Annotated in this window: 13 protein-coding genes; 5 read left to right on the top strand and 8 right to left on the bottom strand. The window is 73.9% G+C overall.

From position 1 onward, the window contains the following. The first annotated feature begins 8 nt into the window (after positions 1 to 8). Positions 9 to 5,297: a pullulanase-type alpha-1,6-glucosidase gene (gene pulA / locus DEJ43_RS09350; RefSeq protein ID WP_015033093.1), complete on the top strand. Its 5,289-nt coding sequence runs from the start codon at positions 9 to 11 to the stop codon at positions 5,295 to 5,297. A 3-nt stretch (positions 5,298 to 5,300) separates the two neighbouring features. On the opposite strand, the gene DEJ43_RS09345 is transcribed toward pulA, so the two are convergent. Continuing rightward, positions 5,301 to 5,819, bottom strand: coding sequence for a GNAT family N-acetyltransferase (locus DEJ43_RS09345; RefSeq protein ID WP_015033092.1), 519 nt, complete (start codon positions 5,817 to 5,819; stop codon positions 5,301 to 5,303). Positions 5,820 to 5,871: 52 nt separating this feature from the next. On the opposite strand from DEJ43_RS09345, the gene DEJ43_RS09340 reads away from it, so the two are divergent. After that, positions 5,872 to 6,204, top strand: coding sequence for a 5-carboxymethyl-2-hydroxymuconate Delta-isomerase (locus tag DEJ43_RS09340; RefSeq protein WP_015033091.1), 333 nt, complete (start codon positions 5,872 to 5,874; stop codon positions 6,202 to 6,204). Here DEJ43_RS09340 and DEJ43_RS09335 read toward each other — a convergent pair. Then, the gene (locus DEJ43_RS09335) at positions 6,189 to 6,923 is read right to left on the bottom strand and encodes a TetR/AcrR family transcriptional regulator (RefSeq protein ID WP_015033090.1); all 735 of its coding nucleotides are present in this window, start codon (positions 6,921 to 6,923) and stop codon (positions 6,189 to 6,191) included. The genes DEJ43_RS09340 and DEJ43_RS09335 overlap by 16 nt on opposite strands. Before the next feature lie 37 nt (positions 6,924 to 6,960). On the opposite strand from DEJ43_RS09335, the gene DEJ43_RS37360 reads away from it, so the two are divergent. Further along, positions 6,961 to 7,407, top strand: coding sequence for a hypothetical protein (locus tag DEJ43_RS37360; RefSeq protein WP_015033089.1), 447 nt, complete (start codon positions 6,961 to 6,963; stop codon positions 7,405 to 7,407). A 21-nt stretch (positions 7,408 to 7,428) separates the two neighbouring features. Here the strand turns inward: DEJ43_RS37360 and DEJ43_RS09325 are convergent, their stop codons facing one another. From DEJ43_RS09325 to DEJ43_RS09300, 5 genes are all read right to left on the bottom strand, one after another. Then, complete coding sequence (locus DEJ43_RS09325) at positions 7,429 to 8,496, bottom strand: PDR/VanB family oxidoreductase (protein WP_015033088.1); 1,068 nt, start codon at positions 8,494 to 8,496, stop codon at positions 7,429 to 7,431. Further along, positions 8,496 to 9,380 (bottom strand): metal-dependent hydrolase, encoded by an 885-nt coding sequence (locus DEJ43_RS09320; RefSeq protein ID WP_015033087.1) that lies wholly within the window; start codon positions 9,378 to 9,380, stop codon positions 8,496 to 8,498. The genes DEJ43_RS09325 and DEJ43_RS09320 overlap by 1 nt, the downstream gene beginning before the upstream one ends. A 138-nt stretch (positions 9,381 to 9,518) precedes the next feature. Beyond that, positions 9,519 to 12,044 (bottom strand): hypothetical protein, encoded by a 2,526-nt coding sequence (locus DEJ43_RS09315; protein WP_015033086.1) that lies wholly within the window; start codon positions 12,042 to 12,044, stop codon positions 9,519 to 9,521. Between the two features lie 65 nt (positions 12,045 to 12,109). Next, positions 12,110 to 12,910 carry a tyrosine-protein phosphatase gene (locus DEJ43_RS09305; RefSeq protein WP_015033085.1) on the bottom strand — a complete coding sequence of 267 codons (801 nt, stop codon included), beginning with the start codon at positions 12,908 to 12,910 and terminating at the stop codon, positions 12,110 to 12,112. A gap of 103 nt (positions 12,911 to 13,013) precedes the next feature. Further along, positions 13,014 to 14,015: an NAD-dependent epimerase/dehydratase family protein gene (locus DEJ43_RS09300; RefSeq protein ID WP_071892419.1), complete on the bottom strand. Its 1,002-nt coding sequence runs from the start codon at positions 14,013 to 14,015 to the stop codon at positions 13,014 to 13,016. Positions 14,016 to 14,238: 223 nt separating this feature from the next. On the opposite strand from DEJ43_RS09300, the gene DEJ43_RS37355 reads away from it, so the two are divergent. Continuing rightward, positions 14,239 to 14,868, top strand: a complete 630-nt coding sequence (locus tag DEJ43_RS37355; RefSeq protein ID WP_158506250.1) for a hypothetical protein — start codon at positions 14,239 to 14,241, stop codon at positions 14,866 to 14,868. Positions 14,869 to 14,919: 51 nt separating this feature from the next. Then, positions 14,920 to 16,350, top strand: coding sequence for a PepSY-associated TM helix domain-containing protein (locus tag DEJ43_RS09285; protein ID WP_015033082.1), 1,431 nt, complete (start codon positions 14,920 to 14,922; stop codon positions 16,348 to 16,350). Positions 16,351 to 16,354: 4 nt separating this feature from the next. On the opposite strand, the gene DEJ43_RS09280 is transcribed toward DEJ43_RS09285, so the two are convergent. Beyond that, a complete protein-coding gene (locus tag DEJ43_RS09280) occupies positions 16,355 to 16,903 on the bottom strand; it encodes a winged helix-turn-helix domain-containing protein (protein WP_015033081.1) in 549 nt (182 codons plus the stop codon). Between the last annotated feature and the right edge of the window lie 333 nt (positions 16,904 to 17,236).

Raw genomic sequence — 17,236 nt, 5'->3', positions numbered from 1 at the left:
GCACCCCCGTGACACGCAAGAGAACGGCGGTCGCACTGGCCGCCGCCCTGTGCGCCGCCCTCGTGCCCGCCGTCCCGGCGGCCGCCGCGCCCAGGCCCCCCGCCCCGCCCTCCGACCGGGCGCTGGCGGCCGAGCCCGCCCGCCAGGACCTCACCCGCGAGCAGTTCTACTTCGTCCTGCCCGACCGGTTCGCCAACGGCGACACCTCCAACGACCGGGGCGGCCTCACCGGCAGCCGTACCCAGACCGGCTTCGACCCCACGGACAAGGGCTTCTACCAGGGCGGCGACCTCAAGGGCCTCACGGAGCGCCTCGACTACATCAAGGGCCTCGGCACCACCGCCATCTGGATGGCGCCGATCTTCAAGAACCGGCCCGTGCAGGGCGAGGGCAAGGACGCCTCCGCCGGCTACCACGGCTACTGGATCACCGACTTCACCCAGGTCGACCCGCACTTCGGGACCAACGAGGACCTGACGAAGCTGATCGCCGCCGCCCATCGCAAGGGCATGAAGGTCTTCTTCGACGTCATCACCAACCACACCGCCGACACCGTCGACTACGCCGAGAAGAAGTACGGCTACCGCCCCAAGGGCGCCTACCCGTACCTCGACGCCTCGGGCCGTCCCTTCGACGACCGCGACGGCGTCGGCAGGGTGGACGCGGACTCCTTCCCGTACACGCCGACGACGACCGGCGGGAAGGTCCCAGCCTGGCTCAACGACCCCACGATGTACCACAACCGGGGCGACTCCACCTGGGCCGGCGAGTCCGCCGAGTACGGCGACTTCGTCGGCCTCGACGACCTGTGGACCGAGCGCCCCGAGGTCGTCGAGGGCATGAAGAGGATCTACGAGAAGTGGGTCCGCGACTTCAAGATCGACGGCTTCCGCATCGACACCGTCAAACACGTCGACCTCGACTTCTGGACCCAGTGGGCCACCGCCCTCGACGCCTATGCCGAGAAGCAGGGCCGCGAGGACTTCTTCATGTTCGGCGAGGTCTACTCCGCCGACACCGCCGTCACCTCCCCGTACGTCACCCGGGGCCGGCTCGACGCCACCCTCGACTTCCCCTTCCAGGACGCCGCCCGCGCCTTCGCCTCCCAGGGCGCCGGAGCCGACCGCCTCGCCAAGGTCTTCGCCGAGGACTACCGGTACACCACCGACAAGGCCAACGCCTACGAGCAGGTGACCTTCCTCGGCAACCACGACATGGGCCGCATCGGCGCCTTCCTCAAGCAGGACAACCCGGGCGCCTCCGACGCCGAACTCGTCCGCCGCGTCACCCTCGCCAACGAGCTGATGTTCCTCTCCCGTGGCAACCCGGTGATCTACTACGGCGACGAGCAGGGCTTCACCGGCCCCGGCGGCGACAAGGACGCCCGCCAGACCCTCTTCGCCTCCAAGACCGCCGACTACCTCGACGACGACCAGCTGGGCACCGACCGCACCCACGCCACCGACGCGTACGACCCCACGCACCCGGTGTACCGGTCCGTCGCCGCCCTCTCCAAGCTGACCCGCGACAACCCCGCGCTCCGCGACGGCGTCCAGCAGGAACGGTACGCCGAGGGCTCCGTCTACGCCTTCTCCCGTACGGACCCGAAGACGCGGACCGAACACCTCGTCGCCACCAACAGCGCCACCACCGCGAAGACCGTCACCGTCCCCGTCGACTCGACCAACTTCCGTGTGCTGTACGGAGGTCAGGGCACGGTCGCGGCGAACGGCGGCAAGGTCACCGTCACCGTCCCCGCCCTCTCCTCCCTGGTCCTCAAGGCCACCGGACCCCTCCCGGCACCCGCCGTGAAGCCCTCCGTCAGCCTCAAGGCCCCCGCCGCCGGAGCCACCGGCACCGTCGAACTCACCGCCGACGTCAGCGGCGGCGGCCTCAACCGCGTCGTCTTCGCCGCCCAGACCGGCAACGGCCGCTGGCAGACCCTCGGCACCGCCGACCACGCCCCCTACAAGGTCACCCAGCACGTCACCGCGCCCGCCGGCACCGCCCTGCGCTACAAGGCCGTCGTCGTCGACAGCGCGGGCCGCACCGCGAGCGCCACCGCCGCGAGCACCGCGGGACAGACCCCCGCGCCCGAGAAGCCGGTGGCCGTCGAGCGCCCGTACGCCGTCGTCCACTACCGGCGCGAGGACGGGAACTACGACGGCTGGACCCTGAAGGCCGCGGGCCAGGAGGTCGCCTTCACCGGCCGCGACGCCCACGGCGCCTTCGCCTGGGTCAAGGTCCCCGAAGGGGCCTCCACCGTCACGTACACCGTCGAGAAGGCGGGCGCCGCCGACGGCCCGCAGCGCAGCGTCAACCTCGGCCGCACCGGCGAGGTCTGGATCACCCAGGGCCAGGACGGCCAGTCCGACACCAACCCGGCCCCCGCCACCCCGGACAAGACCAAGGCCGTCCTCCACTACCAGCGGCCCGACGGGAACTACGACGGCTGGGGCCTCCACACCTGGACCGGCGCCGCCCAGCCCACCGACTGGTCCAAGCCCCTCATGCCGACCCGGATCGACGCCTACGGCGCCGTCTACGAGGTCCCGCTCACCGAGGGCGCGACCTCCCTCTCGTACATCCTCCACAAGGGCGACGAGAAGGACCTGCCCACCGACCAGTCCCTCGACCTCGCCACCTACGGCCACGAGATCTGGGCCCTCTCCGGACAGCCCAAGTACCTCCTCCCGACCGTCGGCGGCGCCCCGAACCTCGACCTCGGCAAGGCCGAGGCCCAGTGGATCGACCGGACCACCGTCGTCTGGAAGGTCAAGGCCACCGAGGCCACCAGCCAGCAGCTGGTGTACGCCGAGGACGGCGGGATCACCGTCACCGACGGCGCCCTGAACACCGAGGGCCAGTGGATCCGGCTCGCCCCCTCTTCTCTGAGCGACGCCCAGAAGGCGAAGTTCCCGCACCTCAAGGACTACCCGGCCTTCACCGTCGACCCGCGCGACGCCGACCGCGTCCGCGACTCCCTGCGCGGCCAGCTGATCGCCACCCAGCGCGCCGCCAACGGCGCCCTGCTCGCCGCCACCGGCGTCCAGACCGCGGGCGTCCTCGACGACCTGTACGCGAGGAAGGCGACCGGCGCCGCCCTCGGCCCGGTCTTCCGCGGCGGCAAGGTCGGCCTCTCCCTGTGGGCCCCCACCGCGCGGTCCGTCGCCCTCGAACTCGACGGCAGGACCGTGCCCATGCGGCGCGACGACGCCTCCGGCGTCTGGTCCGTCACCGGCCCTCGCAGCTGGGCGGGCAAGCCGTACCGGTACGTGGTGAAGGTCTGGGCGCCCAGCGTCCAGAAGATCGTGGTCAACAAGGTCACCGACCCCTACTCCACCGCCCTCACCACCGACTCCGCCCGCAGCCTCGCCGTCGACCTCGCCGACCCGAAGCTCGCCCCGCAGGGCTGGAAGACCCTGAAGAAGCCGGCCGCCGTGCCGCTGCGCGACGCCCAGATCCAGGAACTCCACGTCCGCGACTTCTCGATCGCCGACCCGACGGCCGAGGAAGCCCACAGGGGCACCTTCCTCGCCTTCACCGACAAGAACAGCAAGGGCTCACAGCACCTGAAGGCGCTCGCCGCCTCGGGCACCTCCTACGTCCACCTCCTCCCGGCCTTCGACATCGGCACCATCCCCGAGAAGAAGTCCGCGCAGACCACCCCCGCCTGCGACCTGTCGGTCTACGCCCCCGACTCCGAGGAACAGCAGGCCTGCGTGGCCGCCGCCGCGGCCAAGGACGCCTACAACTGGGGCTACGACCCGCTGCACTACACCGTCCCCGAGGGCTCCTACGCCACCGACCCCGAAGGCACCCGCCGCACGGTCGAGTTCCGGCAGATGGTCCAGGCCCTCAACGGCGACGGCCTGCGCACCGTCATGGACGTCGTCTACAACCACACCGTCGCCGCCGGACAGTCCGACAAGTCCGTCCTCGACAAGATCGTGCCCAGCTACTACCAGCGGCTCCAGGCCGACGGCACCGTCGCCACCTCCACCTGCTGCGCCAACACCGCGCCCGAGAACGCGATGATGGGCAAGCTCGTCGTCGACTCGATCGTCACCTGGGCCAAGGAGTACAAGGTCGACGGCTTCCGCTTCGACCTCATGGGCCACCACCCGAAGGAGAACATCCTCGCGGTGCGCAAGGCCCTCGACGCCCTCACCGTCGCGAAGGACGGCGTCGACGGCAAGGCGATCATCCTCTACGGCGAAGGCTGGAACTTCGGCGAGATCGCCGACGACGCCCGCTTCGTCCAGGCCACCCAGAAGAACATGGCCGGAACCGGCATCGCCACCTTCTCCGACCGGGCCCGCGACGCCGTCCGCGGCGGCGGCCCCTTCGACGAGGACCCCGGCGTCCAGGGCTTCGCCTCCGGCCTCTACACCGACCCCAACACCTCCACCGCCAACGGCACCCCGGAGCAGCAGAAGGCCCGGCTCCTCCACTACCAGGACCTGATCAAGGTCGGCCTCACCGGCAACCTCGCCGACTACACCTTCACCGACACCTCGGGCCGTACGGTCAAGGGCAGCCAGGTCGACTACAACGGCGCCCCCGCCGGATACGCCGCCGCCCCCGGCGACGCCCTCGCCTACGCCGACGCCCACGACAACGAGTCCCTGTACGACGCGCTCGCCTTCAAGCTCCCGGCGGGCACGCCGGCCGCCGACCGGGCCCGCATGCAGGTCCTCGCCATGGCCACCGCCACCCTCTCGCAGGGCCCGGCGCTCTCCCAGGCGGGCTCGGACCTGCTGCGCTCCAAGTCCCTCGACCGGAACTCGTACGACAGTGGCGACTGGTTCAACGCGATCCACTGGGACTGCGCCGACGGCAACGGCTTCGGCCGCGGACTGCCCCCGGCCCCCGACAACAAGGCCAAGTGGGGCTTCGGCAAGCCGCTGCTCGTGAACCCGGCCCTGACGGTCGGCTGCGCGCAGATCGACGGCGCCTCGGCCGCCTACCGCGACCTGCAGAAGATCCGCACCACCGAGCCGGTCTTCTCCCTGGCCACGGCCGGGCAGGTGCAGGAGGCCCTGACCTTCCCGCTCTCGGGCACCGACGAGACCCCCGGCGTCATCACGATGCGCCTGGGCGACCTGGTCGTCGTCCTCAACGCGAGCCCGCGGAGCGCCGCCCAGCGGGTCACCGGCCTGGCCGGCTCCTCCTACGCCCTGCACCCGGTGCAGGCGGCGGGCTCGGACCCGGTCGTGAAGTCGGCCTCGTACGAGGCCGGTTCGGGCACCTTCACCGTCCCGGCGCGGACGGTGGCGGTCTTCAAGGCGAACTGACGCCTACCGAGGGGTGAGCGCCCGTTCCATCAGGACCACCCCGTACGTCGTGCCGTCGGCGGCGAGCTTCCCCGGCTCCTCGCCGACGGCACGGTACCCCGCGGCCTCGTAGTACGTACGGAGCCGCGGATTGTTCGACAGACAGTCCAGCCGCGCCACCGACCGGCCCCCGGCCGCGATGCGCCCCTCCGCGTGCGCGAGCAGCGCCCGCCCCGTCCCGCTCGGCGCGGACGCCCGGTCGGTCATCAGCCGGTGCACGTACCCGGCGACCGGCGGCTGCGGCCCCCACGCCTGCTCGTCCTCCCACCACAGTTCGTACGCCCCCACGGCCGCACCGTCCCGAGTGGCCAGCCACACCTCCCCGGCGGCGACGCGGGCGCGGAAGTGCGAGACGGGCTTCCCGCCGGGCTTCCACTGGTCGATCCCGTTCCGCAGCATCCACCGGGCCGCGCCGTCGTACATTCCCGCCAGCAGGTCCAGGTCCCGCTCGTCCGCCTGCCGGAAGGTCACTTGTGCCGTCATGGAGATCACCGTAAGGGTGTGGCCAGACGCCTTCACCACCGGGAGCGAACCCATGCCGCAGATCACCGTCGACCACTCCGCGCCCCTCGACCGGCGCGGCTTCGCGCTCGCCCTGCACCCGCTCGTCGTGAAGACGGTCGACACCACCCTCGACGCCTGCAAGACACGGTTCCGCGAGGCAGCGGAGACGGTCGTCGGGGACGGAACGACCGAGGACGCCCTCGTCCACGTCGAGATCGCGCTCCTGGCCGGCCGCGCCGACGAGCTCAAGGCGCGCCTTTCCCAGGCCGTCCTCGACCTGCTGCCGGAGTTCCTCAAGGCACCGGAGAACGTACGGCTGTCCGTCGAGATCCGGGACCTCGAGCCGTCCTACCGCAAGCGCTGACCGGGCACGGAGGGCGCCTCCGGCGAGGCCACGGGCACCAGCGCGACGAGCCGGGCCACCAGGTCCCCGAAGGGGCCGTCGGCCGGCTCGTCCGCGAGCAGCCCGACCAGGATCTCCGCCATGTCCGCGTCGTACGCGGCACTCACCGCCGCCAGCGCCGCGAAGTCGTGCACCAGCTGCAACTCCAGCTCCGCGCGCGGCACCCGGCGCCCGTCCAGCCAGATCAGCGCCGTCGACTCGGCGAGCGACACCCAGGAACGGACGACCAACTCCAGCCGGGCGGACGGCTCCGCGACCCCGAGATGGGCGAGGATCTGCACGTACGCGGCGTGCCGCACCTCGTCGATCATCGCGTTCGTCGTGGACGAACCCACGGCGGGCCCGCCCCGCATCAGCGCCGCGAAACCCGGCCCGTGGTCGTCCACGAAGTCGAAGAACCGGCCCATCACCCGCAACAGCCGCGCCCCGAGCGGCCCCTGCGGCGGCTCCACGAACCGGGCCGCCAACTCGTCGGCGGCCCGTCGCAGCGCCGCTTCGTACAGGCTCTGCTTGCCGGGGAAGTAGTGGTAGACCAGCGGCCGCGAGATCCCCGCGGCCGCGGCGATCTCGTCGATGGAGACCTCGTCGGGAGAGCGGTGGCTGAAGAGTTCGAGAGCCACCCCGATCAGCTGCTGCTTGCGCTCCTCGACGCCCATCCTGCGGCGCACCCCGGTCGTCATACGAACAGCCTAACGGGGTCGGATACGCTCCTGCCCCATGAGCGCTTCCGACCGCGACACCCCGGCCACCAAGGCCCCGGAGGCCCCTGTGGCCGAAGAGGCCGACGACGTACGCGAAGAGACCCCCGAGGCCGCGCGGGCCGCGGACGCCGCCGAGGCTGCGGAGGCCGCCGACGAGGGGGACGGGCCGGCCGGGCAGGACGAGCTGGACGAGCTGGACGAGCAGGACGGGCTCACGCCCAAGCAGGCGCGGCGGCTGCGGGTCGCCGTCGCCTCCGTCCTGCTCGTGGCGATGGCCGTCGTCCTGGTGATCCGCCTCGCGAGCCGGACCTCGGTCCTGGTCGTCGGCGTCTACGGGCTCGCCATGATCCTCTGCGGGGTCGTGATCGAGCTGTCCCGCAACGGCCGTACGCGGCTCGGCACCTGGCTGCTCGTGGCGGGCCTCCTCGGCGCGCTCGCCCTCGACTGGCTCGTCCTGCCGTAGCGCTCACGGCGCCCAGGCCGCTCACAGGTCCAGGACGAGCCGCTTCCCCGCGCAACGCGAGACGCAGATCAGCATCGAGTCGCTCCGCTCGGCCTCGGTGAGCAGCTCGTCCCGGTGGTCGACCTCGCCCTCCAGGACCCGCTGCCGGCAGGTTCCGCAGAAGCCCTGCCGGCAGGAGTACATCAGGCCCGGGACCTCCTCGCGGACCGCCGCGAGGACCGACTGGTCGGCGGCCACCCGCACCGTACGCCCGGAGCGGCGCAGTTCGACCTCGAAGGCCGTGCCGCCGGTCGTCGCCGCCGCCGAGAAGCGTTCGAGGCGCGGGGTCCGGCCCGTCGGCAGCGCCGCCGCCACGGCGTCCATCAGCCCGTCGGGGCCGCAGCAGTAGACGAGGGTCTCGGCCGGCACGTCGGCGAGGAACCCCAGGTCGGGGTGGCCCGACTCGTCCTCGGCGACCACGGTCACCCGGTCGGCGGCCCGGCCGAGCGCCTCGATCTCCGCCAGATACGGCATGGTGGCCCGGCTCCGGCCGCAGTACACCAGCCGCCAGTCGGCCCCGGCGGCCTCGGCGGCCCGCAGCATCGGCAGGACCGGGGTGACGCCGATGCCGCCGGCGACGAAGACGTACGCGGGGGCCTCGGCCAGCGGGAAGCGGTTGCGCGGGCCCCGGATCTCGATCTCCACGCCCTCGTGGAGCTGTTCGTGGACCTCGCGCGAGCCGCCCCGGCCGCCCTGCCCGGCCCCGATCAGCCGGGTCGCGACGGTGTACGCGGTGGGGTCGGCCGGGTCGCCGCAGAGCGAGTACTGCCGCACGAGCCCGGAGGGCAGCACGAGGTCGATGTGCGCGCCGGGCTGCCAGGCGGGCAACCCGCGCCCCTCCAGGCGCAGTTCGACGACCCCCTCGGCGGGTGTCGTACGCGAGGCGACGCGGACCTTGCGGGGGACGGTGCTGCCCCGGCCGTAGCCGGAGACGGGCTCGTCGAGGGCGGGCATCGGCCACAGCGGGGCCGTGGTCATCCGGCTGCGGACGGCCCGGCGGACCAGCAGCGCGGCCCCGGCGACGAGGGCGACGGTGGTGAACCGGGGCATCAGCGGCCTCCGTTGGCGCCGGGGGAGGAGGCCAGATAGGCCATCGCCTGCGCCGTGTCGCCCTCCTGGGAGGGGTGGTAGGCGCGGCTGAGGTAGCGGGGTATCGAGCGCAGCATGTCCGGGGTGGAGGGCAGCACGCCCTGGCGGCCCTTGCGGACGAACTGGCCGAACGACGCCTTGCGTTCGAGGAGCGTCGGGTCGTTCTCCATGAAGAAGCGGACGCCCCGCTGCCAGAGGAAGACCAGCGCGGAGAAGGCGAGGGCCCAGGTGCGGGCGCGGCGCCGGTAGCCGCCGTCGAGGTGCATGAACAGCTCGAAGGCGACCGAGCGGTGCTCGACCTCCTCCGCGCCGTGCCAGCGCAGCAGGTCGAGCATGGTCGGATCGGCGCCGACCCGGTCCAGCTCGTCGGCGTTGAGCACCCAGTTGCCGAGGAAGGCGGTGTAGTGCTCGATCGCGGCGATCAGCGCGACCCGCTCCAGCAGCCACCAGCGGCGCGGCCGGCCCGGCGGCAGGGTCCGGTCGCCGAGGAGCTTCTCGAAGAACCAGTCGACCTGCGCGGTGTACGGGGTGGGGTCGAGGCCCTGCTCCCGGAGGTGGGGCAGGACGTCGTCGTGGGCCTGGGAGTGGATGGCCTCCTGGCCGATGAAGCCGATGACGTCCGCGCGCAGCCGGTCGTCGGTGATGTACGGCAGCGCCTGCTGGTAGACGTGCACGAACCAGCGTTCGCCGGCCGGGAGCAGCAGGTGCAGCACGTTGATGGTGTGCGTGGTGAAGGGATCGCCGGGCACCCAGTGGAGCGGGGTCTCCTCCCAGTCGAAGGAGACCTTGCGGGCCTTGAGCTCGACGTGCTCCGACGCCACCGGTGCAGGCTGCGTATTAGACATGGCGTCAATGTACTGAGGGGTAAGGCGGTGACAACAGGCCTGTGCACCGTCTTTTTGGCGCCACGACGGGCGAGCGCGGCGGGCGGCGGGCGGCGGGGGCCCGCCGACCGCCCGCCGCCCCCTCGCCGCCGCCCGGGCTCACCTCAGCGCGCCCACCCTGGTCCCGTCCGCCAGGGTCCCGCCCAGGTCGGCGCGCGCCCCCGCCGCCGCCCGCACCGCGAGCACGGGACCGTCGGACCGGCCCTTCACCCCGCCCGAGACCTCCAGGGCCGTGAACCCCGCACTGCCCGCGGCGAGGACGTACCAGCCGCCGCCCGGGGCCTGCCACAGCACGCCCGCCAGGACCCGGGGCTCCCGCACCCCGCACGCGGGCGAACCCTCCGAACGGGCCGCCAGCGCGGCGGGCACGGCGGGCGACGGGACCAGGAACTGGGCGAGGACCCGGCTCCCCGTACCCCGCCAGGTCTCCGCGCGGGTGCACAGCCAGGTGCCGTGCCCCGCGCCCTCGGGCAGCGCCTGCCGGGCGAACCGCCAGGCGTTCACGGACCGGACGCCGTGCGCCCGCACCGCCGTCAACTGGCACGCGGTCCGCGCCCAGGCCCCCCGGGCCTCCGCGCCCGTGGCGTCGGCCGGGGCGGCGGGCGGACCCCACAGCAGCCTCGCCGGGGTCAGCTCGCCGAGATCGGTGAGCAGCCGCCGCCCCGAACCGTCCACCACCTCAAGGGTGTTCCAGCGGGTACAGCCCTGCGCCAAGGCGGGGCTCGTCATCGGCTCGGTCACCCCGGCGGCGTCACGGGGCAGCGGCAGCGGGGCCTTGCCGGGTACGAGGAGGTCCCGTACCACCGTCTCCTTCACCCAAGGGGCCGTCAGGTAGCGGACGTTGCCCGCCGCGCGGGAGACGACGAGGGCCGCCGAGCCGACCGTGTCCGCCCCGTCGGTCCGCGCGAAGTCCAGCGCCGTGCCCGCCGTCCCCTCGACCGGCTCCGCGTACCGGACGGCCCGCAGCCCGTCGTGCAGGAGCACCACCCGGGCCCCGTCGACCACCCCGGCGAAGAGCAGCTGCGGCGGCCCCATCGGCGGGCCCACGGGCGTCCCGGGCGTGGCGGACGAGTGCACGGACGTCCCCGGCCGCGCCCACACGGCGAGCGCCCGCCGCAGCAGCGCGCGGTCGCCGGTGAGCCCGCCGCGCGCGGGCCACACGGAGAAGTCCTGCCGGGTGGAGACCGGCCAGACGGCCGGGGGCACCCGCTTGAGCGCGGCGGGGTCGAGAGCGGCCTCGGCGGCCGGGTTACGCGCGTACGAGGGCGCGGCAGCACCGTTTCTGCCCCACCCGTCCCCGGGCAGCCCGAGCAGCGCCCCGCACACGAGCAGCGCGACGACCCCGACGACCACGGCCCGCACGTGCTGCCGCCGCCGCACGAGATCGGTGGGCCGCGCCTGCAGAGCACAAGGATCAAACTCATCCGACTCGAGCAAGGCGACCCCACTACGCCGCAGCCCCGGATCGAACACCCCGGCCCGCGAGCCGCCGACCCCGGCCGGGTCCCCGGTTCCCGGCCGCCCGGCGCTGCCACCGGCCGTTGGCCCGGCCTCCGGCCGCCCGCGGCCGACCCCGGCCGGGTCCCCGGCCCCCGGCCGGCCGGCGCCGCCGCCGGCCGCTGGCCCGGCCCCCGGCCGCCCACGGCCGACCCCGGCCGGGTCCCCGGCCCCTGACCGTCCACCGCCGCCACCGGCCGACGGCCCGGCCTCCGGCCAACCGCCGCCGACCCCGGCCGGGTCCCCGGCCCCCGGCCGACCGGGGCCGCCACCGGCGGCTGGCCCGGCCGCCGTCCGCCCACCGCCTCGGGCCCCAGGCCCGGCTTCGGCCTCGCCGCCTTCCGATCCGGTGCCGTCCGCCGGGCGGCCGGCACCGCCGCCGGTGCCGTGGCCGCCGGGGCGGCCCGCGCCGGCGCCGGCGCCGAGGGCGGATGGCCCGGTTGCGGTCCCCGTGCCGGTCGGGCCGGGCGTGGGGCCCCGGTCGCCGGGGCCCGGCTGTTCGCCGACCCGCTCCGGGTGGTCGGTAGGCGTGCCGGGGGCGCGCCGGGTCTCGGGGGCGTCCACCGCGTCCACCGCGTCCGCCTCCGCCAGGGCCGACTCCGGGTCCTCCACGCCCGCCGCGGCGAGCACCCGCAGGACCTCCGGGTCGCCCTGGCGCTCCAGGCCGCGCAGGACGTAGGCCGCGCGGCCCGGCCCCGAGAGCCGGGACAGCCGCTGGTCCAGGGCGAGTTCGTCGGCCCCGCCCACCCGGGGGAACAGCCGCAGCCCCCACACGTGCGGAAGCAGCGGCGGGAACTGCGCCCGGCGCGGCAGCGCGAGGCGCCGCAGCGGCAGCCCCGCGACGAGCGCCTGCCGCAGCACCTCACCCCGTACGTACGCGTAACCGGGATCGACCGCGTCCTCGGCCGCCCGCGGCTGCGGCACGGCGGGCCCCGGCACCCGTCGGCGCGGCAGCGAACGCTGGACGAGCGCGTGCGCGGTCAGCACCCGGCGGTTGCGGCCGAGCGACGGCGGCAGCACGAGATAGGCGATGCGGACGAGACGCGGATAGCGCTCGACGAGCGCGGCCTCGGCCTGCTCGACGTCAACGGGGCCCACGGGCGAGGGAACGAGATCCTGGGTGCTCACGTTCAGCAGAACGAGCGATTCTTCCGATGGTCACCCCGGCCCGCCGGGTCCCGCCCCGCCCCCGCTCAGCCCACCCCCGCCGTCAGCCGCTCCCGCATCCGCCCCGTCACCGAGTCCGGGACGCCGAGCCCGTCCCGTACGTACGCCTCCATCGACCCGTGCCGGATTGCCACCTCGTCGAGCGCCGAGTCCAGGTACTCCGGCAGGACACCGATGAGGTCGAGCGCGAGGTCGGGGTCGCCGCCCTGGGTGATGAACCCCTCGATCATCGGCGCGAACGCCTGCCGTACCGCCGTGTTGACCGACAGGTACTCCTCCCGCACGGTCGCCTCGTCCGCACCGAGCAGCGTCAGGACGACCGTCGCCGCCCATCCCGTCCGGTCCTTGCCCGCCGAGCAGTGGAACAGCAGCGGCCCCGCGTCCGGCGCGCCCAGCTCGGTGAGCAGCGCGCGGTAGGCGGCGCGGGCGGCCTCGCCGGAGACGAAGGTCCGGTAGGTCCGGGCGAAGGCCTTGCGGACCTGGCCCCCGCCGAGGTGCTCCTCGGCGAGCGCCGGATCGGCCAGCAGCGCCTTCAGCCGGGCGGCGGGCGGCAGTCCGCTGATGGCCAGGTGGTCGGCGAGGACGTCCGCGACGAGCAGCCGGGCACCGGTGGGCAGCCGGTCGGGCCGTTCGGCGCGCTCGTGTTCGGTACGGAGGTCGACGACGGTACGGATGCCGAGGCCGGCCACGACCGGTTCGGCGGCGTCCAGCCGGTCGAGCTGGGCGGCCCGCAGGACGAGGCCGGGGCGGACGGAGTGCCCGGCGCCGAGCGGCAGGCCGCCGAGATCGCGGAGGTTGGCGACGGAGGTGGCGGGGATGGCGGGCATGGCGTCGACTCCTCCGGTACGTGCGCGTTCGAGTCGACGTTAGTGGATCACCCGGATATGAGCAGTTTGAGGTGGTTCAGGACTGACGTCTCCTCGGGGAGCGTCACTCCGTCCCCAGCGCCGCCCGCACCTCCGCCTCCCGCTCGGGGGAGAGCCCGACCTCCGGCCGGTCGGGGCGCCGGGGCGCCACCCCGCCGATCGATTCCAGCCAGGCCCAGGTGTCCGCGACCGTCTCCTCGACGGGGCGGCAGTGCAGCCCGGCCGCCACGGCCCGGGAGACGTCGGCCCGGTGGATCGCGTCGTACGTCTCGCCCGGCGGCAGCCACACCGGCAGTTCCGACCAGGGCGCCACCCCGGCCGCGACGAGCGCCTCGGGCGCGGTCCAGCGCAGTTCGGCGCCGGCGCCGGTGGCCCGTACGCAGGCGTGGAGCAGCTCGCCCATGGTGGTGTGCCCGGGCGGCGAGATCAGGTTGTACGGCCCCGAGAGCCCGGCGGACACCGCGTCGAGCGTCCACTCGGCCAGGTCGCGGGCGTCGACGTACTGGATCGGCAGCGAGGAGGGCCCGGGGGCGATCACGGAGCCGCCGCGCGCGATCCGGCCGAGCCACCAGGGGAGCCGGCCCACGTTCTCGTACGGGCCGAGGATCAGACCCGCGCGGACGAGCAGCGTCCGGTCCGCCCCGAACGCCGCCGTGGCGGCGAGCTCACCACCCCGCTTGGCCTCGGCGTACGGCACGTCACCGTCGTCCGGCGACCCTTCGACCAGCGGGCCGTCCTCCGCGAGCCCGGCGGCCGCGGGCCACGCGTACACCGAACGGCTCGACACGTACGCGTACCGCCCGGCCCGGTCCGTGAGCAGCCGCGCCGCGTCCCGCACCGCCGAAGGCGCCGCCGACCAGGTGTCCACGACGACGTCCCAGGACCCCGTGGCGAGCGCGGCGAGCCCGTCGGGACCGGTCGTGCGGTCGCCGATCAGCGAGGTGACGCCCGCTGGGGGCGCGTGCCGGCCGCGATGGAAGACGGTCACCTCCCATCCCCGGTCGAGCGCGGCCTCGACGACCGCGCGGCCCACGAACTCCGTACCACCGAGCACCAGAAGTCTCATGGTCCCGAGCCTGCCCGGCGGCACCGCCCGGGACCAGGACTTTCGCTTCCGGAGGATTCCGCCGCGGGAGGAACGTCATCACTTCCCGAGGGGGTCTCGTCCCGCGTGGGGCGGGGTGACACCATGACGGGCGATGACGAATGCCCGATCGCCTCTGCGCGTGTTGCGAGCCGCCCTGTTCGCGGTGGTGTGCGTGACATTGGCCGCCGTGGGGCATTCGTCCATGTCTGCGCATCAGCTTCCGGCGCTCACCCTCCTCGGCGCCTTCGCCGTGACGGCGGTCGTCGCCTGGGCGGCGGCGGGCCGGCGCCGGGGCGCGGCGACGATCGCGGGCGCGCTGTTCGCCCTCCAGGGGGCCCTGCATCTGATGTTCTCGATGGCGGGGTCACGGGCGGGGGACACGGGCCACCCGGTGGCGACGCCACCGCGGGAGCCGACTGGGACGCACGCCATGCACGCCATGCACCACACCATGCCGACGGCCCCCACCATGCCCGCGGACATGAACATGGAAATGGGCGGCGGCATGGACATGAGCTCTGGCATGGACATGAGCTCCAGCACCGGCATGCTCGCCGCCCACCTCCTCGCCGCACTCCTCTGCGGCCTCTGGCTGGCCCACGGCGAGGCCGCGTTCCTCACGCTCGCCCGAGCCGCCCTCGCGTACGCCTTCACACCCCTGCGCCTGCTCGTCGCGCGCGTGCGGGTCCCCGACCTCCCGCGCCGCCCGGTCCGCCGGGCCCGGCGCGACGCCCACCGGCCGCCCACGGTCGTCCTCGCGCACACCCTCTCCCGGCGCGGTCCGCCCCGGCTGTCCGTACCCCGCGCCACGGCCCTCGGAGCACACGTCTGACCCGGGGGTCCCTTCCCCCTGTCTGCACCGAACTCCAAGGACAGCCACGTCATGACCATCGACGATCCCGCACGCCCGGAAACCACCGAGGCGCCACCGTCGCACCCCGCCCCCGCCTCCCCCGCCGCCCCGGCGAAGCCCACGGCCTGGAGCGCACTGCGCCCCCTCGTCCTGCGCATGCACTTCTACGCGGGCGTCCTCGTCGCCCCGTTCCTCCTCGTGGCCGCCGCCAGCGGCCTGCTCTACGCGCTCTCCTTCCAGGCCGAGAAGGTCGTGTACGCGCACGAGCTGGAGGTCCCCGTCGGCGAGACCACCCTGCCGCTCTCCCAGCAGGTGAACATCGCCCGCAAGGTCAACCCGAACGGCACCGTCACCGCCGTCTGGCCCGGCGCCGAACCCGGCGCGACCACCCGGGTCCTGATGGCCGACCCCGACGTCCCCGAGGACACCCAGCTGGCCGTCTTCGTCGACCCGTACACCGGTGACGTACGCGGACAGCTGCCCAGCTACGGCAGCTCCGGCGCCCTGCCGCTGCGCACCTGGATCGACGGCCTGCACCGCGATCTGCACCTGGGCGAGACCGGCCGCAACTACAGCGAACTCGCCGCGAGCTGGCTCTGGGTCATCGCGCTCGGCGGCCTGCTGCTCTGGCTCGGCCGGCGCCGCAGGAACCGCCGCGCCCTGTTCGTACCGGAGGGCGGTCCGGCCTCGCGCCGCCGCACCCTGTCCTGGCACGGCTCGGTCGGCCTGTGGGCCGTGACCGGTCTCGTCCTGCTCTCGGCGACGGGCCTGACCTGGTCGCGGTACGCGGGCGAGAACATCGGCATCGTCCAGGACGGCCTCGGCGGCGCGACCCCCACTCTCACCGCGACCGTCGGCGGCGTGGCCGGCGGCTCCTCGGAGCACGAGGGCCACGGCGGCGCCCACACCGGCGGCGCCGCCGCCCAGGGCCCGGACATCGGCCTCGACAAGGCACTCGACGCCGCCCGGGCGGCCGGCATCGACAGCCCGAAGATCTCCCTGGTCCTGCCGACCGGGGGCAAGGGGTACGTGGTCAAGGAGACCGACACCCAGTTCCCGCTTGAGCTCGACTCGGTGGCGCTCGACCCGGCGGACGGCACGGTCCTCGACCGGCTCCGCTTCGCCGACTACCCGCTGCTGGCCAAGCTCACCCGGATAGGCATCGACGGGCACACCGGCGTGTTCCTCGGCCTGTTCAACCAGCTGGCGCTCGCCGCCCTGGCGCTCTCCCTGATCCTTCTGATCCTGTGGGGCTACCGGATGTGGTGGCTGCGCCGCCCGGGCCGCCCGGCGGCCCGAGGGGCGTGGCGGAGGATCCCGGTCACCCTGCTGCTCCCGCTGCTCGCGGTCACGGCGCTGGTGGCCTGGTTCGTGCCGCTGCTCGGCATCAGCCTGCTGCTGTTCCTCGCCGTGGACCTCGTCCTGGGACTGGTGTCCAGGACGAGGGCGAAGGCGAACTGACGGATCAGGGCGTGTACTTGTAGCCGACCCGCCGCACGGTCTGGATCGTGTGGCGGTGCTCGGCGCCCAGCTTGCGCCGCAGCCGGGCCACGTGCACGTCGACCGTGCGCCCGTCGCCGACGTGTCCGTACCCCCACACCGTGGTGACCAACTGGTCGCGGGTGTGCACCCGGTGGGGGTGTGCCACCAGATGGGCGAGCAGCTCGAACTCCAGATACGTCAGGTCGAGCGCCACCCCGTCCACGACGGCGACCCGCCGCACCCCGTCGATGACCACGGGACCGGGCTCGTCGACCGCGGCGGCCACGGGCGCGGGAGCCGCGAGCGGCAGCCGCGCCTGCTGGTCGGCGGGGACGAGCACGAGGTAGCCGACCATCGGCGGCCGCCCCGGCAGCGTGGGCAGGGTGTGCGGGGGAGCGGGCAGCAGGGTGGCGCCGGGCGGCAGGAAGTCCGCGACCTGGGCGAAGTCGACGATCTCGTCGGGATCGACGGCACGCAGCCGATGACGGCCGGGGCGGACGGCGGTGGGGGTGCTGTGAGCGGTCTGGGCCATGAGGTCTCAGCTCTTTCGCGCGAAGAAACGAACGGACAGGAGTCGTACGTCGTGCGCGTCGGCCGAAGGCCGGGATCGGACCGTTCCGATCGGGGCGTTAGAGGGCCGACGCGTTCCTCGCGCGGCAACACACCCGGTCGAAGTCGTGGTGCTGCCGGGAAGGCCAGAACGGCTCGAGGTCGTGACGACCCGTCGCGGTGTCGTTCTGAGTGATGGCCATATCCCTATTGAACCAGAAGGGAATGCCGTCGACGACCCCTCTGCCGGCCAAACCCCGTGTCATCCTTCCCACATGCCGGGAGAGAGGGTGCCTCCCGGACCCCCGTGCGCATG

It is taken from the genome of Streptomyces venezuelae ATCC 10712 (assembly GCF_008639165.1).
Classification (GTDB): Bacteria; Actinomycetota; Actinomycetes; order Streptomycetales; family Streptomycetaceae; genus Streptomyces; species Streptomyces venezuelae.
This window is presented reverse-complemented; position numbering and strand designations above follow the sequence as displayed.